Annotated in this window: 19 protein-coding genes; 11 read left to right on the top strand and 8 right to left on the bottom strand. The window is 65.9% G+C overall.

The genetic code is table 11. From position 1 onward, the window contains the following. Positions 1-2: 2 nt before the first annotated feature. Complete coding sequence (locus WN73_RS08295; RefSeq protein WP_011084326.1) at positions 3-1,031, top strand: peptidoglycan -binding protein; 1,029 nt, start codon at positions 3-5, stop codon at positions 1,029-1,031. Next, positions 1,031-1,477, top strand: a complete 447-nt coding sequence (locus WN73_RS08290) for a GNAT family N-acetyltransferase (RefSeq protein WP_028173454.1) — start codon at positions 1,031-1,033, stop codon at positions 1,475-1,477. Before WN73_RS08295 ends, WN73_RS08290 begins: the two co-directional genes overlap by 1 nt. 196 nt (positions 1,478-1,673) lie before the next feature. Here the strand turns inward: WN73_RS08290 and WN73_RS08285 are convergent, their stop codons facing one another. Then, positions 1,674-3,524 carry an ABC transporter ATP-binding protein/permease gene (locus WN73_RS08285; protein WP_271552292.1) on the bottom strand — a complete coding sequence of 617 codons (1,851 nt, stop codon included), beginning with the start codon at positions 3,522-3,524 and terminating at the stop codon, positions 1,674-1,676. Between the two features lie 201 nt (positions 3,525-3,725). Here WN73_RS08285 and rpmE point away from each other — a divergent pair, with 201 nt between their 5' ends. Further along, positions 3,726-3,953: a 50S ribosomal protein L31 gene (gene rpmE / locus WN73_RS08280; RefSeq protein ID WP_011084323.1), complete on the top strand. Its 228-nt coding sequence runs from the start codon at positions 3,726-3,728 to the stop codon at positions 3,951-3,953. A gap of 127 nt (positions 3,954-4,080) precedes the next feature. Here the strand turns inward: rpmE and rcdA are convergent, their stop codons facing one another. Both rcdA and WN73_RS08270 read right to left on the bottom strand, forming a co-directional pair. After that, positions 4,081-4,590, bottom strand: a complete 510-nt coding sequence (rcdA, locus tag WN73_RS08275; RefSeq protein ID WP_011084322.1) for a protease adaptor protein RcdA — start codon at positions 4,588-4,590, stop codon at positions 4,081-4,083. 578 nt (positions 4,591-5,168) lie between these two features. Then, positions 5,169-5,360: a DUF1192 domain-containing protein gene (locus WN73_RS08270; RefSeq protein WP_011084320.1), complete on the bottom strand. Its 192-nt coding sequence runs from the start codon at positions 5,358-5,360 to the stop codon at positions 5,169-5,171. Positions 5,361-5,473: 113 nt separating this feature from the next. Between WN73_RS08270 and WN73_RS08265 the strand changes: the two genes are divergently transcribed. Together WN73_RS08265 and WN73_RS08260 are read left to right on the top strand one after the other, a co-directional pair. After that, positions 5,474-6,472, top strand: coding sequence for an NAD(P)H-quinone oxidoreductase (locus WN73_RS08265; RefSeq protein ID WP_028173456.1), 999 nt, complete (start codon positions 5,474-5,476; stop codon positions 6,470-6,472). A gap of 139 nt (positions 6,473-6,611) precedes the next feature. Further along, on the top strand, positions 6,612-9,488 hold the full coding sequence (locus WN73_RS08260) for an EAL domain-containing protein (RefSeq protein ID WP_028173457.1): 2,877 nt from the start codon (positions 6,612-6,614) through the stop codon (positions 9,486-9,488). A gap of 40 nt (positions 9,489-9,528) precedes the next feature. On the opposite strand, the gene WN73_RS08255 is transcribed toward WN73_RS08260, so the two are convergent. After that, positions 9,529-9,795 (bottom strand): DUF7662 domain-containing protein, encoded by a 267-nt coding sequence (locus WN73_RS08255; RefSeq protein ID WP_028173458.1) that lies wholly within the window; start codon positions 9,793-9,795, stop codon positions 9,529-9,531. Between the two features lie 153 nt (positions 9,796-9,948). On the opposite strand from WN73_RS08255, the gene WN73_RS08250 reads away from it, so the two are divergent. Continuing rightward, the gene (locus WN73_RS08250; protein ID WP_028173459.1) at positions 9,949-11,445 is read left to right on the top strand and encodes a sensor domain-containing diguanylate cyclase; all 1,497 of its coding nucleotides are present in this window, start codon (positions 9,949-9,951) and stop codon (positions 11,443-11,445) included. 133 nt (positions 11,446-11,578) lie between these two features. On the opposite strand, the gene WN73_RS08245 is transcribed toward WN73_RS08250, so the two are convergent. Further along, positions 11,579-12,454: a UTP--glucose-1-phosphate uridylyltransferase gene (locus tag WN73_RS08245; RefSeq protein ID WP_011084315.1), complete on the bottom strand. Its 876-nt coding sequence runs from the start codon at positions 12,452-12,454 to the stop codon at positions 11,579-11,581. Positions 12,455-12,657: 203 nt separating this feature from the next. Here WN73_RS08245 and WN73_RS08240 point away from each other — a divergent pair, with 203 nt between their 5' ends. Next, a complete protein-coding gene (locus tag WN73_RS08240) occupies positions 12,658-14,040 on the top strand; it encodes a lytic murein transglycosylase (protein ID WP_442870055.1) in 1,383 nt (460 codons plus the stop codon). Positions 14,041-14,221: 181 nt separating this feature from the next. Beyond that, positions 14,222-15,934, top strand: a complete 1,713-nt coding sequence (locus WN73_RS08235; RefSeq protein WP_271552289.1) for an SGNH/GDSL hydrolase family protein — start codon at positions 14,222-14,224, stop codon at positions 15,932-15,934. Between the two features lie 68 nt (positions 15,935-16,002). Here WN73_RS08235 and WN73_RS08230 read toward each other — a convergent pair whose 3' ends face one another. Both WN73_RS08230 and WN73_RS08225 read right to left on the bottom strand, forming a co-directional pair. Further along, positions 16,003-16,377, bottom strand: a complete 375-nt coding sequence (locus WN73_RS08230) for a CsbD family protein (RefSeq protein WP_011084312.1) — start codon at positions 16,375-16,377, stop codon at positions 16,003-16,005. A 72-nt stretch (positions 16,378-16,449) separates the two neighbouring features. Beyond that, positions 16,450-17,187, bottom strand: a complete 738-nt coding sequence (locus tag WN73_RS08225) for an SDR family NAD(P)-dependent oxidoreductase (RefSeq protein ID WP_028173463.1) — start codon at positions 17,185-17,187, stop codon at positions 16,450-16,452. Positions 17,188-17,286: 99 nt separating this feature from the next. On the opposite strand from WN73_RS08225, the gene WN73_RS08220 reads away from it, so the two are divergent. After that, the gene (locus WN73_RS08220; RefSeq protein WP_271552287.1) at positions 17,287-18,066 is read left to right on the top strand and encodes an SDR family NAD(P)-dependent oxidoreductase; all 780 of its coding nucleotides are present in this window, start codon (positions 17,287-17,289) and stop codon (positions 18,064-18,066) included. Positions 18,067-18,164: 98 nt separating this feature from the next. Beyond that, positions 18,165-19,052, top strand: coding sequence for a TauD/TfdA dioxygenase family protein (locus WN73_RS08215; RefSeq protein ID WP_161536604.1), 888 nt, complete (start codon positions 18,165-18,167; stop codon positions 19,050-19,052). A gap of 162 nt (positions 19,053-19,214) precedes the next feature. Here WN73_RS08215 and WN73_RS08210 read toward each other — a convergent pair whose 3' ends face one another. Continuing rightward, entirely contained in the window at positions 19,215-19,859 is a 645-nt protein-coding gene (locus tag WN73_RS08210) for a YqgE/AlgH family protein (RefSeq protein WP_011084308.1), read from the bottom strand. A 142-nt stretch (positions 19,860-20,001) separates the two neighbouring features. On the opposite strand from WN73_RS08210, the gene WN73_RS08205 reads away from it, so the two are divergent. Then, positions 20,002-20,844, top strand: coding sequence for a protein-disulfide reductase DsbD domain-containing protein (locus WN73_RS08205; protein ID WP_028173466.1), 843 nt, complete (start codon positions 20,002-20,004; stop codon positions 20,842-20,844). Positions 20,845-20,965 lie beyond the last annotated feature (121 nt).

The raw sequence follows: 20,965 nt of genomic DNA, 5'->3' as shown, positions 1-20,965 counted from the left end.
ACATGGCTCTAGCGCGCGGCCGCCGCAGCGACGGCGCCTTCAACTACTGGCCCGGCTTCGTCGACGCGCTGTCGACGCTGGTGCTGTCGATCGTGTTCCTGCTGTCGGTGTTCCTGGTCGTGCAGTTCTTCCTGTCGCAGGAGGTGAGCGGCAAGGACAAGGCGCTGGAGCAGCTCAACGCCAAGATCGCCCAGCTCAACGAGCTGCTGTCGCTGGAGAAGCTCGGCAAGCTCACGCTCGACGACCAGGTCTCGCAATTGAAGGCCGGCCTCGCCTCGGCGGAGTCCGAGCGCGACCGCATCAAGGGCCTCTATGACGGCCTGGCTGCCGCCGGCAACGACGCGCAGGGCAAGTCCACCGAACTCGGCAAGGCGTTGGACTCGGAGAAGGCGGTCTCGGCGCGGGCGCTGGCGCAGATCGAGGTGCTGAACCAGCAGATCAGCGCGCTGCGGCGGCAGCTCGCCGCGCTGGAAGAGGCGCTCGATGCCAGCGAGAAGCGCGACAAGGAATCGCAGAACCGGATCGCCGATCTGGGCTCTCGCTTGAATGTCGCCCTGGCGCAGCGCGTGCAGGAATTGTCGCGCTACCGCTCGGAATTCTTCGGCCGTCTGCGCGCCATCCTCGGCAACCGCCCCGACATCCGCGTCGTCGGCGACCGCTTCGTATTCCAGTCCGAGGTGTTCTTCGACACCGGCCAGGCGACGCTCCTGCCCGAGGGGCGCGCCGAGCTCGACACGGTGGCGAACGCGCTGATCGAGCTCGACAAGAAGATCCCGGCCGAGATCGCCTGGGTGCTGCGCGTCGACGGTCATACCGACGTGCGCCCCGTGAGCGGTGCGAGCTTCAAGTCGAACTGGGACCTGTCCGCGGCGCGCGCGATCTCGGTGGTGCAGTACCTGATCTCGCTCGGCGTGCCGGCCCAGCGCCTCGTCGCCGCCGGCTTCGGTGAATTCCAGCCGCTCGACACCGCCAACACGGAGGACGCCTACAAGCGCAACCGCCGCATCGAGCTGAAGCTGACGGAGCGGTAGTGAGCGCCCTCCACCTCCGCCCCTATCGCGCCGAGGACGAGGCTGCCGCCATCGACCTCTGGCATCGCACCTGGCAGCAGGCCTACCCGCAGATCGACTTCGCGGCGCGGCTGGACTGGTGGCGCGAGCGCTGGCGCAAGGATCTGGTGCCGAAGGCCTCGATCGTGGTTGCGGAGGCGGACGGCGCGCTAACCGGCTTCGTCACCATCGACGGCGAGGGCTATCTCGACCAGCTCGTGGTCGATCCCGCATCCTGGGGCTCGGATGCCGCGCGGCTGCTGGTGGAGGAAGCCAAGCGCCTGTCACCTTCTGGCGTCACGCTGCTCGTCAACAAGGACAACACGCGCGCCATCCGCTTCTATGAGCGCAACGGCTTTGCGCATGCCGGCGACGACGTGAATCCGACCTCGGGACGGCCGGTGCTGAAGATGGTGTGGAGGCCGTAGGCGCGCGCCAATCTCTCCGGCGTCGTCCCGGCGAAGGCCGGGACCCATACCGCGTGATCTATCGATAGGCGCAGGTGACCGTACCGTGAGAGGACTCTTCACTACGAGTCTTCGACAAACTTCTTCTTGGGGTTATGGGTCCCGGCCTTCGCCGGGACGACACCGAATTTAGGGCAGCCGGCGGGTGTCTCGCTCGTCACGCCCCCTCGAACTGCAGCCTCGCGAGCCTCGCATAGAGCCCGTTCGCAGCCACCAGCTCGGCATGCGTGCCCTGCTCGACGATCTTGCCCTGGTCCATCACCAGGATGCGGTCGCAGGACAAGACGGTTGCCAGGCGATGGGCGATCACCAGCGTGGTGCGGTGCTTCATCAGCTCTTCGAGTGCGGTCTGAACCAGCGTCTCGCTTTCGGCGTCGAGCGCGGAGGTGGCTTCATCGAGCAGCAGCAGCGGCGCATCGCGCAGGATCGCGCGCGCGATCGCGATGCGCTGGCGCTGGCCGCCGGACAGCGTCACGCCGCGCTCGCCGAGCGGGGTGTCGAAGCCTTCGGGCAGGCGACGGATGAACTCGGCGGCATGCGCGAGCTCGGCGGCGCGCTCGACCTCGGCGTCGGTCGCATCGGGCCGGCCGAAGCGGATGTTCTCGCGGGCACTCGCGGCGAACACGTTCGATTCCTGCGGCACCAGCGCGATGCGGGAACGGAAATCACGCGGGTCCGCCGACCTGACCGGCACGCCGTCGAGCGAGATCGCGCCGCTGCGCGGATCGTAGAAGCGCAGCAGCAGATGAAAGATCGTGCTCTTGCCGGCGCCGGAGGGACCGACGATCGCGACCTTCTCGCCGGGGCGCACGGTGAACGACACGGCGTCGAGCACCTTGACGTCGAGCCGTGCCGGATAGGCGAAGCTGACCTGGTCGAACCCGACCTCGCCGCGCGCCGGCACCGGCAGCGCGCGCGGTGAGGCGGGCGCCTTGATGTCGGGCTGCACATGCAGGATCTCGAACAGCCGCTCGGCAGCGCCTGAGGCCGCCGAGACTTCGCCCCAGACCTCGCTGAGCTGGCCGAGGCCGGCGGCCGCGAACGCGGCATAAAGCACGAACTGGCCGAGCCGGCCCGGCGAGATCGCGCCGGTGAGCACGTCATGCGAGCCGATCCAGAGGATCGCGACCACGCTTGCGAACACGATGAAGATGATGATGGCGGTGAGCACGGCGCGCGCCTGCGTCGAGGTGCGCGCGGCTTCATAGGCTTGCTCGACCTCGCCGCCGAAGCGCTTCGCAGCCAACCCTTCGCTGGTATAGGCCTGCACGGTGCGGATCGCGCCGACCAGCTCGCCCGCATAGGCGGAGGCCTCGGCGAGCGTGTCCTGCGCATTGCGCGACAGACGCCGCACCCAGCGCCCGAAGGCGACCAGCGGCAGCACGATCAGGGGAATGGCCAGCAGCACGAAGCCCGACAGCTTCGGGCTGGTGATGACCATCATCGCCACCGCGCCGAAGAACATCATCAGGTTGCGTAGCGCGATCGACACCGAGGCGCCGACGGCGGATTTGAGCTGGGTGGTGTCGGCGGTGAGCCGCGAGATCAATTCGCCGCTGCGCGCGGAATCGAAGAAGGCGGGCGACAGCGACAGCAAATGGGCGAAGACATCGCGCCTGAGGTCGGCGACGATGCGCTCGCCGATCGTCATCACGAGGTAGTAGCGCGCGGCGCTTGCCAGCGCGAGCACGGCGACGACCGCGATCATCACCGAGAAGTAGCTGTTGATCAGCTCGATGCCCTCAGGCGTCAGGCCGAAATCGATCATCCGGCGCACCGCGACCGGCACCAGCAGCGTGGTCAGCGCGGCGATCGTGAGCGCGACGAAGGCGAGCGCGGCCCGGCCGCGATAGCGGGCCACATAGGGCGCGAGCGCGAGCAGCGGCCGCAGCTTGGCGCGGCCCTTGGCGGGCTGCTCGATCAGCTCGGCTTCGATGGACGGGGCCTCAGGCGGCGCGGCATCGCGCTCGTCGCGGTACTGGTCGTCAAGCCGTTCCACAGCGCTCATGAGATCGGACCCAGGGAGACAGATGTGCTCCACATAGGCCGGTGCGGGGGGAGTGGCAAATCCGGGATGTCCCTTAGGGGACGGCCCGGTTCTCCTTTGCCCACAATGGCTTGTTTTGAAGGGTCCGCTGGGGTATAGAGCCGGCCAAATCCGTCATTCGATAGCCACTCAAGCAAGGCGCAGGTCGCCCTAGGAATTGCCATGAAAGCCGAAATTCATCCGGATTATCATACGATTAAGGTCGTGATGACCGACGGAACCGAGTACCTGACCCGCTCCACCTGGGGCAAGGAAGGCGACACGCTGAACCTCGACATCGACCCGAAGTCGCACCCGGCCTGGACCGGCGGCAACGCCCAGATCATGGATCGCGGCGGCCGCGTCTCGCGTTTCCAGAAGAAGTTCTCGGGTTTCCTCAAGAAGGATTGATCCGGCCGTTTCGGCCGCGACGAAAAACGCCCCCGGGAGACCGGGGGCGTTTTTGTTTTTCCGGCTGTCATTCCGGGACGCGACGAAGTCGCGAGCCCGGAATGACGACCGAGATTGTCGATAGAGCTTACCGCTCGAACGCGGCCTTCAGCGCGTTGAGGTGCGGCACCAGCGGGTTGCCGATCGCGATGTGCTCGGCCGGCGGGGTGTGGATGGTGGTGTCGAGGCGGCGCACGCGGGTCTGCAGGCTCATCGAGCGATGGATCAGATCCTGCAGCTGCGAGGGCAGCTTCTCGATGGTGTCGGCGGGACCGGGATCGGCCGCGCTGAGCTTGACCTTGGTCTTCTCGCGGTTGGCCTGGACCAGCGTCATCTCGCCTTCCTTCACCGCGCGGTGCAGCAGCAGCCAGGAGGCGAGCTGCATCAGGCGGGTGGTGAGGCGCATGCTCTCGGTCGCGTAGGTGAGGCTGACGGCGCGATCGAGTGCCTTGGCCTCGGTGCGGCCGGCGCCGTCGAGATAGGCTGCGGTCTCTTCGACGAGGTCCATGCCCTCGCGGAACAGCGTGCCGAACGCAGCCGAATTGGTGAACCGCTCGCTGAGTTGAACGAGAGCGCCGTCGGCTTGCAAACGTTCCATGGTTAACGCCCCTTACGCAACTGTTTACCTGTCCGGCTTTGCGCCGGCTTTATGATGAACAAATCATTGCGCGGGCGGGACGCGGAGTCCAGCGACAAGCTCGGATATGGTTTCCGCGGGTCTTTCCTCGGAATTCAACCGCAACGAGACGCAAAAAAGAGCCGCCGGAAGACCGGCGGCTTTGAAAGTTGATAACAGGGAGGCGTCAAACAGAGTGGACAGGAGCCACTCGGTGTCCAAACGAGGACAGTTCCAGTCATAAAGCCGAAAGCTTAATCGACGGTAAACGAGCGAATTTTTTGAGGGTTCGTTAGCCATGTCGGTCAGTGGCCGAGTGCACTGCGGAACAAACTCCCCCTCGTCATTCCGGGGCGCGCCGAAGTCGCGAGCTATGATGCGCAATTGTGCATCTGAGAATCCATAACCACGAGCGGATGAGGCGACCCGGCTCTGTCAGCCTGCCCCCTGCAAAAGCCGGTGGTTATGGATTCCGGGCTCGGCGCTATCGCGCCGCCCCGGAATGACGACGAGGAGAGTTCGGGCGCCACGTCCTGGACACGAGAGTGGAGCGACAGCCGCTACGACTTGAAAATACTGTTCGCCGCGTCGCGCGAGGCGCGCTTCTTGGCGGCGGCTTCTTCCAGCCTTGCGATCTCGGTCTTGAGCAGGGCGACGCGCTCGGTCAGTTCCTCCACGGACAACAGTGAGAGATCCTGTCCGATTTCATGCGTGATCTTCTTGCGCGGGCGGTCGTCGTCTTCCGTCGCCATGATCGTTCCTCCTGCGTTCGCACCGGGCACACGGCTGAGGCGGTTGCCAGCTTGGACCGCGCTGGCTAAGCAATGGCCTCGTCTCCTCCCGCACCTTTGCTCAAGGACACATCATGGACAAGCTGCCCGCGCAAATGACCGTGGTCGCCATCTCCAAGCCCGGCGGACCGGAGGTGCTGGTGCCGGAACAACGGACCGTGCCGCAGCCCGGTCCCGACGAGATCCTGGTCAAGGTGCAGGCCGCCGGCGTCAACCGGCCCGACGTGGCGCAGCGTTCCGGCGCCTATCCGCCGCCGCCCGGCGCCAGCGACCTGCCGGGCCTGGAAATCGCCGGTGAAGTCGTCGCCGTCGGCAGCAATGCCAAGCGGCACAAGATCGGCGACAAGGTGATGTCGCTGGTCGCCGGCGGGGGCTATGCGCAGTACTGCATCGCCCAGGACGCCCAGGCGATGAGCGTGCCGCCGGCGCTGTCGATCAAGGAAGCCGGCGCGCTGCCGGAAACCCTGATGACGGTCTGGCACAACGTGTTTGAGCGCGGCGGCCTCAAGGCCGGCGAGACGCTGCTGATCCACGGCGGCTCCTCCGGCATCGGCACCATGGCGATCCAGCTTGCGAAGGCGTTCGGCGCGAAGGTGTTCGTCACCGTCGGCTCGCAGGACAAGATCGATGCCTGCCTCAAGCTCGGGGCCGACCGCGCCATCAACTACAAGACCGAAGACTTCGTCGCCGTGGTGAAGGCGGAGACCGGCAATGCCGGCGTCAACCTGATCCTCGACATGGTCGCCGGCGAGTATGTGGACCGCAACTACGACGCTGCCGCGGTTGACGGCCGCATCGTCCAGATCGCGACCCTCAACGGCCCCAAGGTCAGCGTCAACATCGCCAAGGTCATGGTCAAGCGCCTGACGCATACCGGCTCGACGCTGCGCCCCCGTAGTAATGCGGACAAGGCGGCGATGGTGGCCGCGATCGAGGCGAAAGTGATGCCGCTTCTGCGCGAAGGCCGGGTCAAACCGGTGATGGACAGCGCTTTCCCGCTGGAAAAGGCGGCCGATGCCCACCGGCGCATGGAGACGAGCGCACATATTGGCAAAATTGTGTTGGAGGCCTAGGCCTCTGACCCATAGGGGACGCCGGAAACCCTTTGATTTTCCTTGCTTTCGTGGCATCTATCGCGACGCACCGAACCAATTCCGTCCGGTCTGAAATCGCCTTGCACACGAAGTTTGCGTCGAACGCGGAGAACTGACCTTGCGTCTGATCAGGTGCCTCGCGCCCATCGCGCTGGGCCTCATGATTCTTGTCGCCGCGCTTCCGGCGCGCGCGCTCGACGCCGTCAGCGTCCGCGGTGACGCGCCCGCGATCGACCTCACCGGCGTGCTCGAGCATCAGCGCAGCGATGCCGACCGTATCCAGGTCTCGACCGCGCCCGGCACCGACGGCATCGTCCGCCGCATCGAGGTGCGCGCCCGCGAGGGCGGCCAGAACTGGGTGGTGTTCGCGCTCGCCAACAACACCGACGACCAGCTCGACCGCCTGATCGTCGCCCCGCATTACCGCATCGTCTCGTCAGGCCTGCTGTGGCCCGACCTCGGCCTATCGCGCATCGCGACCATCACGCCCTCGACCGGCGACCGGCCGGAGCGGCAGGAAAGCCCGACCGCCGACGTCTTCCGCGTCACGCTCGATCCCGGCGCCGTCATCACCTTCGTCGCGGAGCTGCGCACCGACAAGCTGCCGCAGCTCTATCTGTGGGAGCCGGAAGCCTACAAGGACAAGGTCAATTCCTTCACGCTCTACCAGGGCATCGTGATCGGCATTTCGGGGCTGCTGGCGCTCGTTCTCACGATTCTGTTCGTGGTGAAGGGCAGCATCATGTTCCCGGCGGCCGCGGCGCTGGCCTGGGCGGTGCTGGTCTATATCGGCGTCGATTTCGGCTTCTGGGGCAAGGTGCTCGACATGTCGAACAACGCCGAGCGCATCTGGCGCGCGGCGGGTGAAGCGATCCTGGCGGCGACGCTGCTGGTGTTCCTGTTCGCCTATCTCAACCTCAGTCGATGGCATGTGCGCTATTCGCACATCACGGTGGGCTGGCTCGCCTTCCTCGGCTCGCTGGTCGCACTGGCGCTGTTCGACCCGGCGGTGGCCTCCGGCATCGCGCGCATCTCGCTGGTGCTGATCGCCTTCGCCGGCTTCGCGCTCATCGTCTATCTCTCCACCCACGGCTTCGACCGCGCGGTGCTCTTGATTCCGACCTGGTTCCTCCTGGTGGTCTGGGTGGTCGCGGCCGGCATGACGGTGGCGGGCTCCGTCACCAACGACATCGTCGGCCCGGCGCTGCTCGGCGGCCTCGTGCTGATCGTGATGCTGATCGGCTTCACGGTGATGCAGCACGCCTTCGCCGGCGGCGGCGCCACCACCGGCGTCGTCTCCGACATCGAGCGGCGCGCACTGGCGCTCGCCGGTTCCGGCGATTTGATCTGGGACTGGGACGTTTCCGCCGACAAGGTCTTCACCAGCCCCGAGACCGAAGCCCTGCTCGGCCTCAAGCGCGGCACGCTGGAAGGCCCGGCGGCGTCCTGGCTGGAAGTGCTGCATCCGCTTGACCAGGACCGTTTCCGCGCCGCGCTCGACAGCGTGCTCGACCAGCGCCGCGGCCGCCTGGTGCAGGACTTCCGCCTGCGCACCCCGGACGGTCATTTCATGTGGTTCGCGCTGAAGGCGCGTCCCGTGGTCGGCTCCGACGGCGAGGTCTCGCGCGTGGTCGGCACGCTCACCGACGTCACCGAGCTGCGCAATGCCGAGGAGCGCCTGCTGCACGATTCCGTGCATGACAACCTCACCGGCCTGCCCAACCGCAAGCTGTTCATGGACCGGCTGGGTGCGGTCGCGCATTTCGCCAAGACCATGCCGACGCTGCGGCCGACGCTGATGGTGATCGACCTCGACCGCTTCAAGCAGGTCAACGATTCCGTCGGCATTGCGGTCGGCGATTCCATCCTGCTGACGCTGGCCCGCCGCCTCACCCGCATCCTGAAGCCGCAGGACACGCTGGCGCGGCTCGCCGGCGACCAGTTCGGCCTGATCCTGCTGTCGGAGCAGGATCCCGCCCGCATCACCGCCTTCGCCGAGACCATCCGCAAGACCATCCGCGCGCCGATCGCCTTCAACGAGCGCGAGATTTTTCTCACGGCCTCAATCGGGCTCGCACTTTCCGATCCTCAGACGCAATTGACGGACGAGATCATCAAGGATGCCGAGCTGGCGATGTATCACTCCAAGCGCATCGGCGGCGATCGCATCGACGTCTACAAGCCGGCGATGCGCGCCCGCAAGACCGACCGCCTGACGCTGGAAAGCGAGCTGCGCCGCGCCATCGAGCGGCAGGAGCTCACCATCCTCTACCAGCCGATCGTCCGGCTGGAGGACCGCTCCGTCGCCGGCTTCGAGGCGCTGGCGCGCTGGGACCACCCCAAGCTCGGGCGCATGGCGCCGTCGGAATTCATCACCATCGCCGAAGAGACCGGCCTGATCGTCGACCTCGGCATGTTCGTGCTCGACCAGACCGCAAAGCAGCTCTCTATCTGGCAGCGCGCGATGCGCTCGCGCGAGCCGATCTTCGCCTCCGTCAACGTCTCCTCGCGGCAATTGCTGCGCCACGACCTGATCCACGACATCCGCACCGTGCTGTCGCGCTCGTCGGTGGCGCGCGGCACGCTGAAGCTGGAATTGACGGAATCGCTGGTGATGGAGAACCCGGAGCACGCGGCGCAGATGCTGACGCGGATCCGCGAGCTCGGCACCGGGCTGTCGCTCGACGATTTCGGCACCGGCCATTCCTCGCTGGCCTATCTCCAGCGCTTCCCGTTCGACACCATCAAGATCGACCAGTCGTTCGTGCGCACCACCAACCGCGGCACCCGTCCGGTGATCCTGAAGTCGATCATCGCGCTCGCGCACGACCTCGGCATGGACGTGGTCGCCGAAGGCGCCGAGACCGATTCCGACGCGGTCGAGCTCTACCAGATGGGCTGCGAATACGCGCAGGGCTTTGCCTTCGGCGAGCCGATGGACGCCGATGCGGCGATGCGCCTGCTGACGGAAGTGCGGCTGGAAGCGGCGAGCTGAACTCGCGACTCGCGCGCCACATCAACCTCGAGGTCGGCACTCACCGCCGCCGGTCGTTCTTCTTCTTTTTCGTGAACCTGACGCTCGCGCCGTCCGGCATCCGTGTCGCCACGAACCCGGCGGCGAGGCAGGCCTCGCGCTGCGGCATCTGGATGTCGGGGCTGCGCAGGCTGTCCCACCACGAGGCACGATTCGCCGCACGCGGCAGGGCCGCGCCGATGATCTCCTCGATCTGTTCAAAGCTCAGCACGAATTCGTCCTGCTTCTGCCGCAGCAGATAGTCGCGCAACGCGTCGTAGTCGTTCACCGTCGTCCTCTCGTCCGAAGCCGGATTTGCCCGATCGGGCCTGCCCAAAACCGTGAGCCGCATCAACCGTTTCTTAACTCATTGCGGCAGTGCCGTCCTACCTTAAACACTACTCAAGCTTTCGGGCGCATCCACTAGGATCGGGAGCAAACGATGCTGTCTGGATGGCGCGAAGTCACGGCCCGCCGGCCGTGGCGGATCTCGGCGAAACTTCTGATCATCTCGTCCGTCGTGACGGTGATCGGCTTTTCCACCATTTGCGTCAACGTCATGCTCGACATGCGCCGCGGCGAGGAGGCACTCGCCCGCCAGACGCTGGAAAACCTGGCGACGACCATCGAGTCCGACGTCAGTCGCAACATCGAGATCTACGACCTGTCGCTGAAGGCGGTCGCCAACAACATGCTGCTGCCCGAGCTCGCGACGGTCTCCAAGACGGTCCGCCACCTCATCCTGTTCGACCATGCGACCACGGCACGGCATTTCGGCGCGATCCAGGTGTTCGATGCCGAGGGCAGGCTGACCATCGACGCTTCCACGCTCGATCCCCTGCCGGAGAGCCGGAGCGAGGAGGACTACTTCAGGGTTCATCACGACAATCCGGAAGCGGGCCTCTTCATCAGCCGGCCGATGCTGTTCCGCGGCACCTATTCCATCGTGCTCAGCCGGCGCATCAGCGACACCGACGGCGGCTTCCTTGGCGTCGTCGCCGGCTCGATCCGCTTCAGCTATTTCCACGAATTGTTCGAGCGCCTGAGCCTCGACCCTGAAGACACCATCACCGTGCTCAGGCGCGACCGCACCATCATCATGCGGCGGCCGTTCGATCTCGACGTCATTGGCAAGAACCTCGGCACGCGACCGGACTGGAAACCGGAAAACCTCCAGGTCGGAGGCTCCTTTGCGGGCAAGGGCCCGGTCGACGCGACCCCGCGGCTCTATGTCCGCAGCGGCGGGTCCAGTCCGCTGTTCGTGGTGGCCGGCAAGCCGCTGAGCGCCGTGTTCGCGCTGTGGCAGAAGGAAGCTTATCGCATCGGCGCCGTGGTGCTGGCGCTTGCACTGTTCGTGCTGGGATCGACGCTCGTGCTCGCACGCGAGATCGACCGACGCGCCGAGGCCGAGCGCAAGCTCGAGGAGATGGCAACGACCGACGCGCTCACCGGCCTGAAGAACCGCCGCAAGTTCGATGCTGTCATCGATGTCGAATGGCGGCGCGCGATGCGCCAGAAGACGCCGGTCGCGCTCCTGATGATCGATGCCGATCACTTCAAGGCCTACAACGACACGTTCGGCCACCAGGCCGGCGACCAGCTGCTGGTCGGCATCGCCATCTGCATTTCCGATTCGGTGAGCCGCGCCGGCGACTGCGCCGCGCGCTATGGCGGCGAGGAATTCGCCGTGCTGCTGCCGAACACCTCCGCCACCGAAGCCTTCGGGATCGCCGAGGCGATCCGCGGCAAGGTGCAGGGCTGGTCCGACGATGCGGCGACCTCGACGGTCTCCTGCGGCATCGCCAGTCTCGTCCCCGCCGCCGGCATGGACTGGTCGATCCTGGTCGCCGCCGCCGACAAGGCGCTCTATGCCGCGAAGGCGGGCGGGCGTAACCAGTCCGTGGTCGCGAGCTTGCCGAAGCTGTCGCTGGTGGCGTGATCTAGGCTGTCATTCCGGGGCGGCTCGAAGAGCCGAACCCGGAATCTCGAGATCCCCCGGTGCGCAATTGCGCACCTGAGGTCTGGTCCTTCGGACCATCCCGGGATGACATCGACGGCGTCCGCCTTCGATGTCACTGCCCCAGATACTTCTTCATCTCCGCGATCAACCCGTCGCGCAGCTCGGGGCGCTTCAGGCCGTAGGCGATGTTGGCGCGGAGGAAGCCGGGCTTGGAGCCGCAATCATGGCGCTCGCCCTCGAACTCGACGCCGTAGAATTTCTGCGACCTGGCGAGGCCGATCATGGCGTCGGTGAGCTGGATCTCGCCGCCGGCGCCGCGCTCCTGGGTCTCCAGGATCTTGAAGATCTCCGGCTGGAGGATGTAGCGGCCGGTGATGGAAAGGTTGGAGGGCGCGGTGCCCTTGGCCGGCTTCTCGACCATGCCGTCGACCTCGAACATCTTGCCGGTGCGCTTGCCGACGCCGCAGATGCCGTATTGATGGGTGAGATGGTCGGGCACCGCCTCGACCGCGATCAGGTTGGATTTGTCGCCGAGCGAGGACGCGGTTTCGATCATCTGCTTCAGGCAGCCGGGCGTGTTGAGCACGAGCTCGTCGGGCAGCACGACCGCGAACGGCTCGTTGCCGACGATGTCGCGGGCGCACCAGACCGCGTGACCGAGACCAAGCGGCGCCTGCTGGCGGGTGAAGCTGACGGCGCCGGCTTCCGGCTGGTTCTGCGCCAGGATCTCCTGCTCGGCCTTCTTGCCGCGCGCAGCCAGCGTCGCGTCGAGCTCGAACATCTTGTCGAAATGATCTTCGATGACATTCTTGTTGCGGCCGGTGACGAAGATGAAGTGCTCGATGCCGGCTTCCCTCGCCTCGTCATAGACGTACTGGATCAGCGGCTTATCGACGATGGTCAGCATTTCCTTCGGCATCGCCTTGGTGGCGGGCAGGACGCGGGTGCCGAGGCCGGCGACGGGGAATACGGCTTTGCGGATTTTCATGGGATCGATCGAATACCTGAGGACGTGAACGGAGCAATGTGATCTTGCTAGCTTGTTTGCAACCGCTAACAAAGGCGGATGTGGGGCCTCGCCGTTACAGAGTTGAGAAAAAGGCCGACACCAAAATTTCATCTTTGTTAAGCTATTGGCAACCGCAACCGGGCCTCCTGATGGCGGATTTTTGGCCTGACAGGTGGGACATGATGCAATCAGTGGCAGGACTGGCAAAACGTGCTGGATCCGTGACCAGCGTGGCGTTGGTTGCGGCTGCCTTGCTGCTGCCGGCTTGCGCGCAGGCACAGGCGCAGAACGGCCTGTCGAACCTGTTCGGCGGTATTTTCTCCGGCTCGAACCCTGCTCCCTCGCAAGCCCAGCCAGGTCCCGGCGGCGCGCAACCCTGGAGCGGCGAGGACGGCGCTTCCGGCCATCCGCTGATGACGGCGGCCGCGATCCGCGAGGCCGCCTCCAATTTCAACAATTGCGTTGCGGGGATGTGGCCCGATGCCGCACGCCGCAACATCACCCAGGAGAATTTTCAGCGCTTCACCGCAGGGCTCGCGCCCGACCTGCGCATCATGGACCTGATGGACTCGCAGCCGGAGTTCACCAAGTCGATCTGGGACTATCTCGACATTCTCGTGAACGACAACCGCCTCGCCAAGGGCCGCGAGGTGCTCGCCAAGTACAAGGCGCAGTTCGACGCCACCGAAAAGGCCACTGGCGTCGATCGCTACATCATCGCCTCGATCTGGGGTATCGAGTCCAATTACTCGACGCAGATGGGCGACCGCAGCGTGCTGCAATCGACCGCGACGCTCGCCTGCATCGGCCGCCGCCAGGCATATTTCAAGGACGAATTCCTCTCCGCACTGGAGATCCTCAATCGCGGCGATCTCAGGCCCGAGCAGATGCGCGGCTCCTGGGCCGGCGCCTTCGGCCCGACCCAGTTCATGCCGACCGCCTTCAAGCGCTTTGCCGTGGACGGCGATGGCGACGGACGGCGCGACGTCGTCGACAATCCCACCGACCTGATCGCCTCCACCGCCAACAACCTGAAGAAGGACGGCTGGCAGGCCGGCCAGACCTGGGGCTTTGAGGTCGTGGTACCCCAGGGCTTCAATTACATGCTGGCCGACCGCGCCAAGGCGATGACGATCGCGCAGTGGGAAAAGCTCGGCCTCAAGCGCGCGACGGGCCAGCCCTTCCCGCACCCGGCGGAGAAAGCCTATCTGCTGGCGCCGGCGGGCGCGCAGGGGCCGGGCTTCCTGATGCTTCAGAACTACCGGGTCATCATGAAGTACAACCCGGCCGAGGCCTATGCGCTGGCGATCGGCCATTTCGCCGACCGCCTGCGTGGGGGGCAGCCCTTCGTGCAGCCCTGGCCGCGGCAGGAACGGGAGCTGGCCCGCACGGAACGGCTGGAACTCCAGCAATTGCTGGCCCAGCGCGGCTTCTACAAAGGCACCCCGGACGGCCAGTTCGGCGGCCAGACCCGGGAGGCCTTGCGCAACTTCCAGGCCTCGATCGGGGTCCCCGCGGACGGTTTTGCGTCCTCCGACGTGCTGGAACGGCTGCGCGGACGGTGAAATCGCGCCGAAAGTAACCCTGAACAGGGATTTTGCGCGCCGGCCTTGACGGGGGCGGCGGTTCCCCGGTGTATGGCCAAAGAATCTGCGAGAGAATCTGCAATAGAATCTGCCCGTTTGGCGCCTGATTCCGTTATTATATCGAGCCACTTCCAGACCCGTTGCGGGTGCCCGAGATCGCATGTCGAAGAAGTCCCTGTTCAAGGCGCTGACCGAGACCGGCCCGCTGATTGCGCTGGGGACGGCGCTTGCGATTCTGGTATCGGTCGCAGGACCCGCCTCGGCGCAATTCTTCAACTTCCCCGGCTTCGGCGGCCCGCCGCAACGTTCGGCCCCGCCGCCGCGCCAAGGCGGCGGTGGTGGCGGCTGGTTCGGCGGCGACTTCTTCGCACCGTTCCAGCAGCAACAGCCGCAGGCGCCGCGCCAGGATTTCTCGCGCGCGCCGGCACCTAGCAAGCGTGACACCATTCCCGACAAGAACGTGCTGGTGATCGGCGACGCCATGGCGGACTGGCTCGCCTACGGCCTGGAAGATGCCTACAGCGAGCAGCCCGACATGGGCGTGATCCGCAAGCACAAGACCACGTCCGGCCTGATCAAGTACCAGCCGAAGGGCGAACCTTCGGACTGGGCGGCGGCGGCCAAGGGCATCCTCGAGACCGAGAAGCCTGACGTCATCGTCGTCATGCTCGGCCTCAACGATCGTATCTCGATCCGCGAGCCGGTGACTGAGAAATCCGACAAGGCTTCGGACAAGGACAAGAAGAACGACAAGGGCGCGCGCGCCAAGCCGCAAGGAAAGCCTGACGCGAAACCCGGCGACGCCAAGCCCGATATCGCGGCGAAGCCGGACGACAAGCCGGCCGATGCCGACCTGCCGCAGGATGACGCCGACAACGCCGACGCGCCGCAGGTCGCTGCTCCCGAGAAGACCGCACGCAACCCGAACGGCCTCTACGAATTCCGCGACGACCGCTGGGTCGAGCTCTACGCCAAGAAGATCGAGGAGCTGGCCAACGTCCTGAAAGCCAAGGGCGTGCCGGTGCTCTGGGTCGGCCTGCCCGCGATCCGCGGCCCGAAGGGCACGGCGGACATGCTTTTCCTGGATTCGCTCTATCGCGAGGGCGCGGCCAAGGCCGGCATCACCTATGTCGATGTCTGGGACGGCTTCGTCGACGAAGCCGGCCGTTTCCTCCAGAAGGGTCCTGACTTCGAGGGCCAGATCCGTCAGCTCCGCACCTATGACGGCGTCTTTTTCACCAAGCCCGGCGCGCGCAAGCTGGCGCACTATGTCGAGCGCGAGATCACGCGCCTGCTCGCAGGCCGCTCCGGCCCGATCGCGCTGCCGAGCGAGCCGGCAACGCCCGACACCAGCGTCGAGCCCGGCAAGCCCGCGCCGCGTCCGCTCGCCGGCCCGATCGTGCCGCTGGTCGCGGCCTCGATCTCGACCGATCAATTGCTGGGCGGTCCGGGCTCGCGTCCTGCCGCCGTCGATGCGCTCGCTGCCAAGACGATGGTGAAAGGCGAGCCGCTGACGGCCCCCGCAGGCCGTGCGGACGATTATGCCTGGCCGCGCCGCGAAGTCGGCCGCGAGCAGGCCAAGGGCGATACGCCGATGGCCACGACGACGCCCGACGGCGGCGCTGCTGCTCCCGGCGCGCCGGGCGCGGCGGCTGCTGCGATCGCGCCGCCAAAGCTCGCACCGAAGAAACCGCCGGTGGTGCAGCAGCCGGCCCAGGCGACGCCGTCGTTCCGTGATTTCTTCGGCTTCGGCTCGCCGCAGCCGGCACCGCGTCAGCTGGCGCCGGCACCAGGGCCGCGCAATCCGGCCCAAAACCCCGCGATCCCGCGTCCGCCGGGCAATGTCGGCCGATCGGCGGAAGTGATCCGGTAGCTGGATTTCTGATGTGATGCGATTCCGGGCGCGCGAAGCGCGAGCCCGGAATGACGAGGCGGGGTGGCTCAGCCGTAATAGCGCCAGCGCGGCGGCGGGCGGCGTGCCGGCCGTGACATCAGCAGCGCGAGCGCGAAGCCGATGCCGCCAGCGACGAGCAGTGCGCCGAGCGGATTGTCCTGCACCTTCCTGGCAATCGCCTGCGAACCATCGCGGAAGGTCTCGCCGCTGTTGTCGTAGGCATCCTTGGCGTAGCCGGCCGCGGTCTCGCTGGCCTCACGCACGGCGTCCTTGGCCTGGCCGTAGAGATTCTGCACGGTGCCGGCAGCCTCGCGCGCCTTGCCCGACGCCTGTGTCTGCGCATCGCCCGCCAGATCTCCGACTGCGCCTTCCGCGCGGCCAGCGAATTCCTTGGCCGATCCAACAATTCGATCCTTGTCCATGTGGTCCTCCTCGGGGGTCAGCCGGAGTAACCGATCAGGCGCAGCGCAGTTCCAATCGCCTAGAGCAATCGCCTAGAGAATGAGTCCGCCATCGACGACCAGCGTCTGGCCGATGATGTAGGACGACAGCGGCGATGCCAGAAACAGCGCCGCGCCCGCCATGTCAGCCGGCGTGCCCAATCGCCGCAGGGGAATGCGCGACAAGGCACCTTCGAGCCGCTTGGGATTGTCGGTCGTGACCTTCGTCATTTTGGTATCGACGAGGCCGGGCGCGATACCGTTGACGCGAATGCCGTCCTCGGCCCAGGCCTCCCCTAGCGTGCGCGTCAATCCGACCGCACCGGTCTTCGAGGCGTTGTAGGCGGGATTGCCCATGGTGGAATGATAGGCCGCGGTCGAGGACACCATGATCAGCGCGCCCTTCGCATCCCGCAACATGGAATGAAACCGCGTCGCGCACGCCATCAGGCTCATCAGATTGACCTCGACGACCTTGCGGAAGCCGGTCATTTCAAATTCGCCCCGGCGATAGATCACAGCGCCTTGCGCAAGCACGAGGATGTCGAGCCAGTCGAAGGACGGCTTGAAGGCTTCGATCGCAGCGGGATTGCTGACGTCGAGTTGCGCGTAAGCAAGGCCGGTGAGATCGGAGCCTTCCTCAGCCGAATATTCCGTTGCGTGAGCACGCGTGCCGCAGACCGCGACATGCGCGCCCCTGGCGCGAAAGGCCTGCGCGATGCCGTTGCCGATGCCGCTGGAGCCGCCGACGACCAGCACCTGCTTGCCTGTGAAATCGAGCTCGTTCGCCATCGCGACCTCCCCTTTTATTTTGCTTGTTTGACCTGTCTGCGGATCGATGCCAGCCTTGTCAATCTCATAACAAGAAACAGAAGGACGCGAGGAAACAGCATGTCCGAATTCAAACAGCTGAGCCGGTCCGTGAAGGGCCTGACCGTTCTCGTCACCGGCGCCGCCAGCGGCATGGGACGCGCGACGGCGCGCGTGTTCGCCGCCGAGGGCGCGAACGTCGCGGTGACCGATTACGACGAGCAAGGCGCGATAGCCGTCGCGAGGGAGATCGCAGCGAGCGGCGGGTCGGCGAAGGCCTGGAAGCTCGATGTCGCCGACGGCGGCGAGATCAAGCGCGTGGTCCATGACGTTGCAGCGCATTTCGGCGGGCTCGACATCGTCGTCAACAATGCCGGCATCTCCGTGCGTGTCGCGATCGATGACGAGACGTACGAAAATGCCTGGGCCAAGGGCATCGCCGTGATGCTGACGGCGCATCCGCGCATCATCCGCGCCGCGCTGCCTCACTTGCGCAAATCGAAGAGCCCGCGCATCGTCAACATTGCCTCGACCGAGGCGCTCGGCGCCACCGCGCTGCACAGTCCCTATTCGGCGGCGAAGGGCGGCGTGGCGAGCCTGACCCGCTCGCTCGCGGTCGAGCTCGGCCGCGAAGGCATCACCGTCAACTGCATCTGCCCGGGTCCGATCCACACCGCGATCACCGACCGCATCTCGGAGGAGCACAAGACCATCTACGCCAAGCGCCGGACGGCACTCGGCCGCTACGGCGATCCCGAGGAGGTCGCGCACATGACGCTGAGCCTGTGCCTACCGGCCGCGTCGTTCCTGACCGGCGCGGTGATCCCGGTCGACGGCGGCCTGATGGCGCGCAACGCGTAAGAGGTATGCTGAGCAAGCGTTGACATCTGCGGTTGCCGGAGTAGCTTTTTTGTCAACAGAGCGGGAGCAACCGCTCGCGGTCCGCGGGAGAAAACGCCATGACGATCGCCATCCGGCAGCTTCAGACGCATTTTGTCGGCGAGGTTTCCGGCCTCGATTTGCGAAAGCCGCTCACGCCGGATGAGGCCCGCGAAGTCGAGTCCGCCATGGACAAATACGCGGTGCTCGTTTTCCACGACCAGGACATCACCGACGAGCAGCAGATGGCTTTCGCGCTGAACTTCGGCCAGCGCGAGGACGCGCGCGGCGGCACGGTCACCAAGGAGAAGGACTACCGGCTGCAATCCGGCCTGAACGACGTCTCCAATCTCGGCAAGGACGGCAAGCCGCTGGCCAAGGACAGCCGCACGCACCTGTTCAACCTCGGCAACTGCCTCTGGCACTCCGACAGCTCGTTCCGTCCCATTCCCGCAAAATTCTCGCTGCTGTCGGCGCGCGTGGTGAACCCGACGGGCGGCAACACCGAATTCGCCGACATGCGCGCGGCCTATGACGCGCTCGACGACGAGACCAAGGCCGAGATCGAGGACCTCGTCTGCGAGCACTCGCTGATGTATTCGCGCGGCTCGCTCGGCTTCACCGAGTACACCGACGAAGAGAAGCAGATGTTCAAGCCGGTGCTGCAACGCCTCGTGCGCACCCATCCCGTCCACCGCCGCAAGTCGCTGTACCTCTCATCGCATGCCGGCAAGATCGTCAGCATGAGCGTGCCGGAGGGACGGCTGCTGTTGCGCGATCTCAACGAGCACGCGACACAGGCCGAGTTCGTCTACGTCCACAAATGGAAGCTGCATGACCTTGTGATGTGGGACAACCGCCAGACCATGCACCGCGTCCGCCGCTACGACCAGTCCCAGCCCCGCGACATGCGCCGCGCGACGGTGGCGGGGACGGAGCCGACGGTGCAGCGGCAGGCGGCGGAGTAGGCGCTACTCAGCAATCGGTGTCGTCGCCCGGCTTGACCGGGCGATCCAGTATTCCAGAGGCAGCAGTGAAAGAATCGAGAAGCTGCGGCGTACCGAATGCCCCGGTCAAGCCGGGGCATGACAGCGGAGGCTGAGGCACGACAGCCGACGACGGCACACCAGCTACGCGTGCCCTGCCTCGTTCGAGAGCATGCCGGGATCGATGCCGATCTTGCGAAGCGCGCGGCCGTATTTTTCGTCGACGTCGTCGCCGAAGATCAGGTCCGCATCCGCATCGCAATGCAGCCAGCCGTTGCTCTGGATCTCGGTCTCGAGCTGGCCCGGCGCCCAGCCGGCATAGCCGAGCGCGAGGATGGCGTGCTTGGGGCCGGAGCCGTTGGCGATCGCGCGCAGGATATCGACGGTTGCGGTGAGGCAGACGCCGTCGTCGATCCGGAGCGTCGCGTTCTCGATGTAGAAATCGCTGGAATGCAGCACGAAGCCGCGCCCGGTATCGACCGGGCCGCCGCGCAGCACCTTCATGCTTTCGGCGTTCTCCGGCAGCTTGATGTGCTCGCCCTTCCTGATGATGCCGAGCTGCTCCAACAGCTCGGGGAAGTCGATGCTGCCGGCGGGATGGTTGACGATGATGCCCATCGCGCCTTCGGCCGAATGGGCGCAGAGATAGATCACCGAGCGCTCGAAGCGCGCATCGCCCATCACGGGCATGGCGATCAGGAGGCGGCCGTCGAGGTAGCCGGCCGAACTGGGGGGCGCGGGACCCGTGCTGCGGGTGCTTTCGCCCGTCCTCTTGCCTGTGGGAGCCATCGGTGAAGCACTCCGGTTTCAATTCCTATCCTGATGTTGGGCCCGGCCGCTGTCAAATCAAGGCTTGCAGAGACTTGATTCGAGTGCATCCATCACAAGCAATTCAATGGTTTGACCCGGGTTGCCCCTGTAAAGACGTACCATGCTCACAAGAGTTCCCCTGCGTGCGGCGATCGGCGTCGCGACAACCCTGCTTGCGTCGTCACTGGCCCTCGCAGCCCGCGCCGACGACGCCTCGCCCTGGCAGCACGACGGACATTCCGCGGTGCGCCTATTGGCGGGATCACGCAGCGGCGCCGTGCTGCTCGGCGGTATCGCCTTCCAGCTCCAGCCGGGCTGGAAGACGTACTGGCGTACGCCCGGGGATTCCGGCGTACCGCCGCGGTTCGACTTCTCGAAATCGGAGAATGTCGAGGCTGTGACGATCATGTGGCCGGCGCCGCTGAAGTTCGACGACGGCGCGGGCGGCCATTCGATCGGCTATCACGACCAGATCGTGCTGCCCTTGCGCATCGTCGCCAAGGCCGCCGACAAGCCGGTGACCTTGCGCGCCGAGATCAACTACGCGGTGTGCGAAAAGCTCTGCATTCCCGTCGAGGCCAGCGCCGAGCTCGGCTTCAACAGCGTCGCCTCGACCGAGGACGCCAACCTGCGTGCAGCGCTCGACACCGTGCCGAAGCCCGCCAATATCGGCGACCCCAATCCGTTGACGATCCGCGACGTCAAGCGCGACGGGCCCAAGAACGTGGTGGTCGACGTCGTCGCGCCGGCGGATGCGCGCAAGGTCAATCTGTTCGTCGAAGGGCCGACGCCGGATTGGTCGCTGCCGATTCCCGCGCCGGTCGAGCCCAGCCCGCCCGGCGTGAAGCGCTTCTCCTTCGAGCTCGACGGGCTGCCGCCGGGCGCCAAGCCCGACGGGGCGGCGCTGAAGTTCACGCTAGTCGGGCCGGAGAAGTCGTATGAGTTCAACACGAATTTGGAGTGATGGTCGTCCTGGACAAGCGTAGCGAAGCGGAGCGCCGATCCAGGACCCATTACCCCTGGGAGCAGTCGTGACGCGAAGCTGCTAACCCCGGGCCTTCGCCAAACTTCTCCCTGGGGTAATG

The organism is Bradyrhizobium sp. CCBAU 45394 (genome assembly GCF_028128655.1).
Classification (GTDB): domain Bacteria; phylum Pseudomonadota; class Alphaproteobacteria; order Rhizobiales; family Xanthobacteraceae; genus Bradyrhizobium; species Bradyrhizobium diazoefficiens.
The sequence above is the reverse complement of the archived record's forward strand: the minus strand, read 5'-3'. Positions and strand labels throughout refer to the sequence as shown.

Bases quoted from the DNA above. Each gene is read 5' to 3' on its own strand.
- WN73_RS08270 (WP_011084320.1), bottom strand. From the start codon at position 5,360: ATGGCGACGGAAGACGACGACCGCCCGCGCAAGAAGATCACGCATGAA.
- WN73_RS08235 (WP_271552289.1), top strand. From the start codon at position 14,222: ATGTCGAAGAAGTCCCTGTTCAAGGCGCTGACCGAGACCGGCCCGCTG.
- WN73_RS08215 (WP_161536604.1), top strand. From the start codon at position 18,165: ATGACGATCGCCATCCGGCAGCTTCAGACGCATTTTGTCGGCGAGGTT.
- WN73_RS08210 (WP_011084308.1), bottom strand. From the start codon at position 19,859: ATGGCTCCCACAGGCAAGAGGACGGGCGAAAGCACCCGCAGCACGGGT.
- WN73_RS08265 (WP_028173456.1), top strand. From the start codon at position 5,474: ATGGACAAGCTGCCCGCGCAAATGACCGTGGTCGCCATCTCCAAGCCC.
- WN73_RS08225 (WP_028173463.1), bottom strand. From the start codon at position 17,187: ATGGCGAACGAGCTCGATTTCACAGGCAAGCAGGTGCTGGTCGTCGGC.
- WN73_RS08295 (WP_011084326.1), top strand. From the start codon at position 3: ATGGCTCTAGCGCGCGGCCGCCGCAGCGACGGCGCCTTCAACTACTGG.
- WN73_RS08250 (WP_028173459.1), top strand. From the start codon at position 9,949: ATGCTGTCTGGATGGCGCGAAGTCACGGCCCGCCGGCCGTGGCGGATC.
- WN73_RS08285 (WP_271552292.1), bottom strand. From the start codon at position 3,524: ATGAGCGCTGTGGAACGGCTTGACGACCAGTACCGCGACGAGCGCGAT.
- WN73_RS08220 (WP_271552287.1), top strand. From the start codon at position 17,287: ATGTCCGAATTCAAACAGCTGAGCCGGTCCGTGAAGGGCCTGACCGTT.
- rpmE (WP_011084323.1), top strand. From the start codon at position 3,726: ATGAAAGCCGAAATTCATCCGGATTATCATACGATTAAGGTCGTGATG.
- WN73_RS08205 (WP_028173466.1), top strand. From the start codon at position 20,002: ATGCTCACAAGAGTTCCCCTGCGTGCGGCGATCGGCGTCGCGACAACC.
- WN73_RS08240 (WP_442870055.1), top strand. From the start codon at position 12,658: ATGCAATCAGTGGCAGGACTGGCAAAACGTGCTGGATCCGTGACCAGC.
- WN73_RS08230 (WP_011084312.1), bottom strand. From the start codon at position 16,377: ATGGACAAGGATCGAATTGTTGGATCGGCCAAGGAATTCGCTGGCCGC.
- rcdA (WP_011084322.1), bottom strand. From the start codon at position 4,590: ATGGAACGTTTGCAAGCCGACGGCGCTCTCGTTCAACTCAGCGAGCGG.
- WN73_RS08245 (WP_011084315.1), bottom strand. From the start codon at position 12,454: ATGAAAATCCGCAAAGCCGTATTCCCCGTCGCCGGCCTCGGCACCCGC.